Origin of the sequence: Eubacterium callanderi, from assembly GCF_900142645.1 — a bacterium.
Classification (GTDB): domain Bacteria; phylum Bacillota; class Clostridia; order Eubacteriales; family Eubacteriaceae; genus Eubacterium; species Eubacterium callanderi.
On sequence record NZ_FRBP01000021.1, the window covers coordinates 20,550 to 29,206 of the forward strand.

Below are 8,657 nucleotides of genomic sequence, written 5' to 3' on the forward strand. Positions count from 1 at the left end.
AGGACACCGGATGAAAACACTTGAAAAAGCAAGTTTTAAAAAAGCATTTATAAAAAAAGTAGAAGAAGTTTCCGGCGAAGATTTCTCCGAATCGACCGCACAGCACCAGTATGAAGCATTATCTGAGCTGGTCATGGAAGAAATCACTGCCGAATGGGCTGTCAACAACAGCCGCCTTCACAAAATGGAAGAAAAGCAAATCTATTTTTTCTCCATCGAATTTTTGATAGGCCGGCTGTTAAAGGCTTATATTAACAGTCTCGGGTGGGACGATATTGTGCCTGAGGTGCTCTGTGAGCTCGGTCTTGATTACGAGGCCATTCAGGCAAAAGAGCACGATCCCGCACTCGGCAACGGTGGTCTGGGCCGGCTCATGGCCTGTTTTCTGGATTCAACCGCCGCCATGGGCTTTCCCGGGCATGGAAATGGAATCCGCTATAAATTTGGCCTGTTTGAACAGAAGATCATCAACAATGAACAGGTTGAAGTTGCAGACAACTGGCTGAAAAACGGTTATCCTTTTGAAATCGCCAAGCCCGATAAATCTGTTATTGTAAAGTATAAAGGGAATGTCCGGACTGAAATGGTCAATGGCAAGCTGGTTTTTATCCATGAAAACTATGAACCGGTATTGGCAGTCCCTTATGATGTCCCTGTTCAGGGCTACCATAACAAAACCGTCAATTCACTTCGTCTCTGGAGCGCACAGCCGGTAGAGGATTTTGACCTCTCCACCTTTAATCAGGGTCATTTTTTAAAAGCCATGCAAAGGCGTTCTGAGGCCGAGGCCATCAGTCAGATTTTATATCCAAACGACAATGGCTTTGAGGGAAAACAGCTCCGCCTCAAGCAGGAATATTTCTTTGTCTGTGCCGGGCTGAAACGGATTGTGCGGCGTTATAAAAAATTTAATCACGGATCAATGGACGGCTTTTCCGATAAAATCTGTATCCATATCAATGATACACATCCTGCCCTCTGCGTTCCAGAGCTCATGCGGATTCTCATTGATGAAGAAAATTATGAGTGGGATAAGGCCTGGGATATGACCGTTAAATCCATCAGCTTCACAAACCATACCGTACTGCCTGAAGCGCTGGAAAAATGGCCCATTGATATGGTAAAGGAACTTCTTCCCCGTGTCTACCAGATTATCGAAGAAATCAACCGCCGTTTTGTCAATGACATGAACTGGTTTTATCCAGACCAGGAGGCGCGCAACTATTCCATTTCGATTTTAAAGGACGGCCATGTCCATATGGCACATCTGGCCATTATCGGCAGCCATTCTGTCAACGGCGTCGCGGAGCTGCACAGTAAAATTCTCCGTGAGGAAACCTTCAAGGATTTTTATGCTGTTTTCCCGGAGCGTTTTCATTCTGTGACCAACGGCGTAACGCCAAGACGTTTTTTAATGGGCAGCAACCCGCAGCTAAAAACCTTGCTCAATGAAACCATAGGTGACAGCTGGACAATGCCAAACAAACTATCTAGCCTGGAGGCACTGCTTCCATATGCAGCTGACGCCGCTTTCTGTGAAAAGCTGGGAGCTGTCAAACGCAGAAACAAAGCCCACATGGCAGCATATATCAACAAATCCCAAGGGATTCAGCTGAACCTGGATTCGATCTTTGATATTCAGGTCAAGCGTATTCACGAGTATAAACGGCAGCTGCTGAACGCTCTGCACATCATGTATCTTTATAATACACTCAAGGCAGATCCAAATATGGATTTTGTCCCAAAAACCTATATTTTTGCCGGCAAGGCCGCACCATCCTATTATTATGCCAAAGAAGTCATCCGGCTGATTAATGTCATTGCGGACAAGGTGAATAACGACACCACTATCAATGACCGTTTAAAAGTCGTTTTTGTTCCAAATTTTAATGTCTCTGTCGCCGAGATGATTTATCCTGCCGCCGAAATTTCTGAGCAGATTTCCACTGCGGGCAAGGAAGCCTCTGGTACCGGAAATATGAAATTCATGATGAACGGTGCCATTACACTCGGCACAATGGATGGCGCCAATGTCGAGATCGCTGAAGCTGTGGGAATGGATAATATTTTTACCTTTGGCCTCTCCGATGTGGAGGTTGCAAATTACAATGCCCATGGCGGCTACCGCTCCCTGGACATCTATGAATCCGATCCGCGGATTCAGGAGGTTTTGGAACAGCTGATCAATGGCTTTTTCAGCAATACCTCTACCTTCCAGTCGATCTATGATTCACTTTTGATTCATAACGACACCTATTTTGTACTTAAAGACTTTGCCTCTTATGCGGACATCCAGTCAGCCTCGAGTGCCGTATACAGAGATCAAAAAAGATGGCTGCAAATGTCGGCTGTCAATATTGCACACTCCGGAATGTTCTCAAGTGACCGCTCTATTGCCGATTATCAGAGAGAAATCTGGAAAATCAAACCATTCATTTACGAGGAGGAAATATTATGAATACCGAATGTGTCGCTATGCTCCTAGCTGGAGGACAAGGAAGCCGTCTGGGATCCCTCACATTTAACAACGCTAAGCCTGCCGTTTTATTCGGCGGTAAATACCGTATTATTGACTTTCCATTAAGCAACTGTATGAATTCTGACATTGATGTCGTGGGTGTCCTCACCCAATACCGTCCTTATATCCTGAACAATTATATCAGTGACGGAAGCGCCTGGTCCCTTGACAAGGTTGGCGCCGGCGTTCGCATTCTCCCCCCCTATATGGGACAAAAGGGCGGGCGCTGGTATAATGGCACAGCTGATGCTATCTATCAAAACATTGACTTTATCGACAGCTTTGACCCGGAATATGTGCTCATCCTGTCTGGCGACCATATCTATAAAATGGATTACTCCAATATGGTTAATTTTCATAAGCAGAAATCCGCTGACCTCACCATCGCAGTGATGGATGTCCCCTGGGATGAAGCCCATCGTTTTGGAATTGTCAATACCAATGACGAAAAACGTATCCTGGAATTCCAGGAAAAGCCTCCGGAACCAAAGAGCAACAAAGCCTCGATGGGAATCTACGTCTTTACCTGGGATGTCCTGCGCAAAGCTTTAATTGAAGACGCTGAAAATCCCGATTCCGAAAATGACTTTGGGCACAATGTCATTCCAATGCTTCACGAAGAGGGAAAACGAATCTTCGCCTATCCGTTCTCCGGATACTGGAAAGATGTCGGAACTATCCAAAGCTACTATGACGCCAATATGGATTTACTCAATCCAGCCTGTGATTTTGACCTGACAGACCGGAATTTCAGAATCTTTTCGAATAATACCAGCCGTCACCCGCAGTTTATCGGGCAGGACGCGGTGGTAAAACACAGTCTGATCTGTGATGGATGTGTTATTTTCGGGTCAGTCGAAAATTCTATTATCTCCCACGATATTATCGTTGGAAAAAACACAGTTCTCAAAAACTCAATTATCCATACCGGCGCAATCATTGAGGATGGCGCGCATCTGGAAAATTGCATTGTTGGTTCAAGAGCTTACGTTAAGAGTGATGTCCGTCTGGTGGCTGCTGAAAGTGACAACCCGGCAGAAATTCACGTTTTAAATTCATAGGAGGTGCTCAGAAATGAAAAAAGCAATTGGTATTATTTTAAATGTAGACGGCGATAACTCAGATCTCAATGAATTGCTCCAGCACCGCAGTATCAGTACGCTGCCCTTTGGCGGCCGTTACCGCATGATCGACTTTACCCTGTCCAATATGGTGAATTCCGGCATTTCCCATGTCGGTGTCGTCGGCTCTCATAAATACAGTTCTCTTATCGACCATCTGGGAACAGGAAAGGAATGGTCCTTAAGCCGTAAAACTCAGGACTTGTCCATTCTGGCAGGCAGCAGCAGTGTCCGGTTTGGTAATCTCATGAAAATCAATCTTCGTGATCTGTACAATAACCGCGCATTTCTGCAGCATAGCAGCGATGAAGACGTGGTTATCTCAGCGCCAAATCTGGTAACCAGCTTCAGCTTTAACGCGTCCTATAAAATCCATAAAACAAACAACAGTGATGTCACATTGATTTTTAAAAAAGTACAGCCAAGCTTTACCTTTGAAAACAACGATGTCTTTTTAGAATTTGATAAATACCGCATTACCAACATCCATTACCAAAAGGAAAAAATGACAGACCACTGCTATGCGGATATGATGATTATTAAAAAATCAGTCCTTCTGGACTTAATGGAGCTTGGTGAACGTACCGGCGAATGGGACTTGATGGATATGATCAAGAGTAATCTGGATACCCTTCGGGTATACGGCGCACCGCATAGCGGTTATATTAACCGCGTACACGACCTGGCCAAATATTACGAAGCCAATATGGATCTTCTGGAATTCGACATCATGAAAGAGCTTTTCCTGAGCGAAAACTCCATCCATACCAAAATCAAGGACAACCACCCGACACTTTATCAAAATGAGGCCGTGGTGCGCAACTCCATCGTCGGCAGCGGCTGTGAGGTTGAGGGGAAAATTTACCACAGTGTTCTCTTCCGCGACAGCAAAATCGGCTATGGCAGCGAAATTTCCAACAGCATTATTATGCAGAAGGCCGAAATTGGAAATAACGTTAAACTGAACTATGTTATTTTTGATAAAGATGTTAAGATTCGTGATAACGCATCACTGGTCGGAACAAAGGATAACCCGATTGTATTAAGTAAAGGAATGGTTATATAACAATGGATAAATTAAAAGTCTTATTTGCCGCTACCGAGGCTTATCCCTTTTCCAAAAGCGGCGGCTTAGGTGATGTGATCGGCTCGTTGCCAAAGGCCTTTCCAAAGGATCAAACCGATATCCGCGTTATTCTTCCAAAATACGCCAGTATTCCCGAAGAATATAAAAAAGATTTTAAGCTTATTGACATCTTCTACGTCAAGGTTGGTCTGAGCGACCAGTATGTGGGTATACAGCAATATGAAATGGACGGCGTTACCTACTATTTTCTTGACAATGAATATTATTTTAACCGTCCGAACCTGTATGGCTATTATGATGACGGTGAACGCTTTGTTTATTTCTGCCGCGCAGTGCTGGAGTCCATCCCCTACATTGATTTCTATCCGGATGTACTTCACTGTCATGACTGGCAGGCATCCCTGATCCCGTTCCTGCTCAAAGAACAGTACCAGTGGCATTATCTGAACACAAAAGCAGTCTTTACCATTCACAACATGAAGTACCAGGGGCTCTATGGCTTTGATGACCTTAAGGGTGTCTTGAATCTGGATTATTTTCCGGCTGCCATGGAGTTCTACCGCAAATTAAACCTGATGAAGGGCGCGCTTTACACCTCTGATCTGGTAACCACGGTCAGCCCAACCTACGCCGAAGAACTGAAGGACCCGTACTATGGTGAAGGTCTTGATGGCGTGATGCGTGATATCAGCTACAAAACCGTGGGTATTCTAAACGGAATTGACGAAACCGTCTATAACCCTCAGACAGATCCAGCGCTCTTTGTGCCTTATACACGTTCATATAAAAAGAAAACAGAAAATAAGACAGCGCTTCAGGACTATCTCGGGCTTCCGGTTAATCCAAAGGTTCCGATGATTTCCATGATCACACGTCTGGTTGAGCAAAAAGGACTTGATCTCGTGGCTGCTGTCATTCATGAGATTCTTCAGATGAACATCCAAATGGTGGTTCTTGGCACTGGCGACGCCCAGTACGAAAACATGCTGCGAGAGGTTGCCTACACTTATCCGGATAAAATGATTACCATTATTGACTTTAACGAAGACCTCTCTCGAAAAATATACGCCGCCAGCGATATGTTCCTGATGCCTTCAAAATTTGAGCCCTGCGGTTTGTCACAGATGATCGCCATGCGCTACGGCACCGTCCCCGTTGTTCGGGAAACAGGCGGCCTAAAGGACACCGTCCACTATTTTGACAAAGAAACAAAAGAAGGCAATGGCTTTAGCTTTGCCACCTACAACGCACATGATATGCTCTTCACACTCCAGCGGGCTGTCGGCCTGTACTATGACGAGCCCGAGCTGTGGAAGACCCTCATGACCAACGCATCAAAATCAAATTTCGACTGGAAAATTTCTGCCGAAACCTATTTATACTATTATAAGAAAGTAACAGGTAAATTATCATAATGAATTTTAGACACAATTCCTGGGATTTAAGATTTAAGGAGCCTTTCGGAGCACTTCCGACAGGCTCCCAGGTTACGATTCGTGTTTATACCACACACGCTGTAAATGTTAAATTAAGGACATTCTACAATTCAATCGAGCACTTTTACGATATGGTACCATCGAAATTCCCTGACATGATGGAGTACACACTCACATTACCCGATCAGCCAGGTGTTTTATGGTACGATTTTTGTTATGAGCATGAAGGCCGCAATTACTGTTATGGCACACAAAATGACACCTTAGGCGGCGAGGGGCAGATTTATGAAGCCTTTCCACCGTCCTATCAGATTACACTCTACGATAAAGTCCGTGAAATGCCCGCATGGTACACCGAGGGGATCATGTATCAAATTTTTCCCGACCGCTTTAACAAAGGCGAAAAGAAAACCTTCGAGCCCCAATATAAAAAGCAGTCGCTTATTCATGGAAACTGGGAAGACAGTCCTCATTATTTTCGCGATGGTCAGGGAAATATTGAGTACTGGGATTTTTTTGGCGGCACCCTTCAGGGAATTATCGAAAAGCTTGATTATTTAAAAGAACTGAATATTACAATCTTATATCTCAATCCCATTTTTGAATCAAGCAGTAACCACAAGTATGATACCGCAAATTATCTCCATATTGCCCCGGAATTCGGCAACACAGAACTTTTTGAACAGCTATGTGCAGAGGCAGAAAAGCGTGGCATACGCGTCATTTTAGATGGTGTATTCAGCCACACCGGAGACGACAGTATTTATTTTAACAAATACGGAAATTATCCCGGACTGGGGGCTTATCAGTCGAAGGATTCTCCGTTTTATCCCTGGTACCGCTTTAACGATTATCCAAACGAATACGAATGCTGGTGGGGCGTTAAGTCAATGCCTAACGTTGAAGAATTAACGCCTGAATATAAGGATTTTATTTTTGAAAATGAAAATTCAGTGATACGAAGATGGCTGAAAGCTGGTGCCTCAGGATGGCGGCTGGACGTTGCCGACGAACTCCCGGATGAATTCATCGAAGGGATAAAAACCGCCATGTTACAGGAAAAAGAAGACGCGGTCCTCATTGGCGAGGTCTGGGAGGACGCCTCCAGAAAAGTGGCCTACGGCATTTTACGCCGGTATTTTTATGGTTATGAGCTGGACGCAGTCATGAATTATCCCTTCCGCGACGCACTCATTAACTTTATGATGGGCAATAAAGGCTCTCGGGAAACTGCGCGTTTGATGATGTCACTCTATGAAAACTATCCCAGAGGACAGTTTAAGGGAAATATGAATCTGATCGGTTCCCATGACCGCATGCGTATCCTAACGATTCTTGGAGAAGCACCCGCGCTTTCTAAAGAAAGTGATAAAGAGCATTACCGGCTAACCCAGGAACAATACAGCCTGGCCAAAAGCCGCTTAAAGGTTTTAAGCCTGATCCAGCTTACCTTTCCGGGCGTCCCCTGTATCTATTACGGCGACGAGGCCGGCGTTCAGGGTTATGAAGACCCCTTTAACCGGAGTACATATCCATGGGGCCATGAAGATACAGAAATTTTAGAATGGTACAAAAAAATAACCGCCTTAAGGGCAGAGCATAAAGCCTTTCAACGCGGTTCATGGTATCCGCTTCCCTGCAAAGACGATGTTTTTGCCTACGTACGTGACCTCGGTGATGAAAGCTATCTTTGCCTCTTTAACCGCAACACTGTTAAAAGCCGCTGCTTCAGCCATGGAGCTGTCAAGGACCGCAAAGGTCTTGAGCTGCTTACAAACAATGAGGAAGACTTGGAACAGATTATTTTAGAGCCTCTGTCCGCAAAGATTTACAAGATTATCGGCGGACGAATTATTTTACATGGCAATGAGTATAAAGAGAAGGGAATTATTCCTTCTAAATATTTAACCCCTTGAGTGATTGGCTCAAGGGGCTTTTTGTTTGTTTTTTATGGATGAGGAAACTGTCTCTTTTTACTTGCATGCGTATTGTAAACATTTCAGGCTCTTATCGCCGCGTACTCCGGTGTCCTGTAGACACCTTCGTCAGGGGCTACGCCCCATAAAAAAAAGGTCATTGGCCCTTTGCAAGTAAACTTGCACGGGCCATTCACCTTTCTTTTTTTGCGCGGCTTAAGCTTAAATGTAAAAAGACCCCGCGATGTCCTATCCTCCCAGGCAGTTGCCCACCAAGTACTTTCAGCGCTGAAGGACTTTACTTCTGTGTTCGGTATGTAAACAGGTGTTTCCCCTTCGCCATCATCACGAGATCAATCTTGCGTTTTTATTCAGTTTTTAGTCACTCAAAACAACATAAAGGAAAAGAGTGTTTCAAAAGTCTTGTTAGATCAAGACCTCGGCCGATTAGTACTGGTCAGCTCCATACATTGCTGCACTTCCACCTCCAGCCTATCTACCTGGTCGTCTTCCAGAGGCCTTACTTCTTTCGAATGAGATATCTTATCTTAAGGGGGGCTTCGTGCTTAGATGCCTTCA

The 8,657-nt window shown here is 44.7% G+C and carries 5 protein-coding genes and 2 rRNA genes; 5 read left to right on the top strand and 2 right to left on the bottom strand.

From position 1 onward, the window contains the following. The first annotated feature begins 10 nt into the window (after positions 1-10). From BUC22_RS20960 to BUC22_RS20980, 5 genes are read left to right on the top strand one after another with little or no spacing between them, the layout of a single operon-like run. Positions 11-2,458 carry a glycogen/starch/alpha-glucan phosphorylase gene (locus BUC22_RS20960; protein WP_073383669.1) on the top strand — a complete coding sequence of 816 codons (2,448 nt, stop codon included), beginning with the start codon at positions 11-13 and terminating at the stop codon, positions 2,456-2,458. Further along, entirely contained in the window at positions 2,455-3,579 is a 1,125-nt protein-coding gene (locus BUC22_RS20965; RefSeq protein ID WP_013382127.1) for a glucose-1-phosphate adenylyltransferase, read from the top strand. Before BUC22_RS20960 ends, BUC22_RS20965 begins: the two co-directional genes overlap by 4 nt. Positions 3,580-3,592: 13 nt before the next feature. Continuing rightward, complete coding sequence (glgD, locus tag BUC22_RS20970) at positions 3,593-4,705, top strand: glucose-1-phosphate adenylyltransferase subunit GlgD (RefSeq protein ID WP_073383672.1); 1,113 nt, start codon at positions 3,593-3,595, stop codon at positions 4,703-4,705. Between the two features lie 2 nt (positions 4,706-4,707). Next, on the top strand, positions 4,708-6,141 hold the full coding sequence (gene glgA / locus BUC22_RS20975; protein ID WP_073383674.1) for a glycogen synthase GlgA: 1,434 nt from the start codon (positions 4,708-4,710) through the stop codon (positions 6,139-6,141). Continuing rightward, complete coding sequence (locus BUC22_RS20980; protein ID WP_013382130.1) at positions 6,141-8,078, top strand: glycoside hydrolase family 13 protein; 1,938 nt, start codon at positions 6,141-6,143, stop codon at positions 8,076-8,078. Before glgA ends, BUC22_RS20980 begins: the two co-directional genes overlap by 1 nt. 236 nt (positions 8,079-8,314) lie before the next feature. Here BUC22_RS20980 and rrf read toward each other — a convergent pair. Beyond that, a 5S ribosomal RNA gene (rrf, locus tag BUC22_RS20985) occupies positions 8,315-8,431 on the bottom strand. A gap of 74 nt (positions 8,432-8,505) precedes the next feature. After that, positions 8,506-8,657 (bottom strand): 23S ribosomal RNA (locus tag BUC22_RS20990); the annotation flags it as partial.

Coding starts and splice junctions, on each gene's coding strand:
- BUC22_RS20960 (WP_073383669.1), top strand. CDS start 11: ATGAAAACACTTGAAAAAGCAAGTTTTAAAAAAGCATTTATAAAAAAA.
- BUC22_RS20965 (WP_013382127.1), top strand. CDS start 2,455: ATGAATACCGAATGTGTCGCTATGCTCCTAGCTGGAGGACAAGGAAGC.
- glgD (WP_073383672.1), top strand. CDS start 3,593: ATGAAAAAAGCAATTGGTATTATTTTAAATGTAGACGGCGATAACTCA.
- glgA (WP_073383674.1), top strand. CDS start 4,708: ATGGATAAATTAAAAGTCTTATTTGCCGCTACCGAGGCTTATCCCTTT.
- BUC22_RS20980 (WP_013382130.1), top strand. CDS start 6,141: ATGAATTTTAGACACAATTCCTGGGATTTAAGATTTAAGGAGCCTTTC.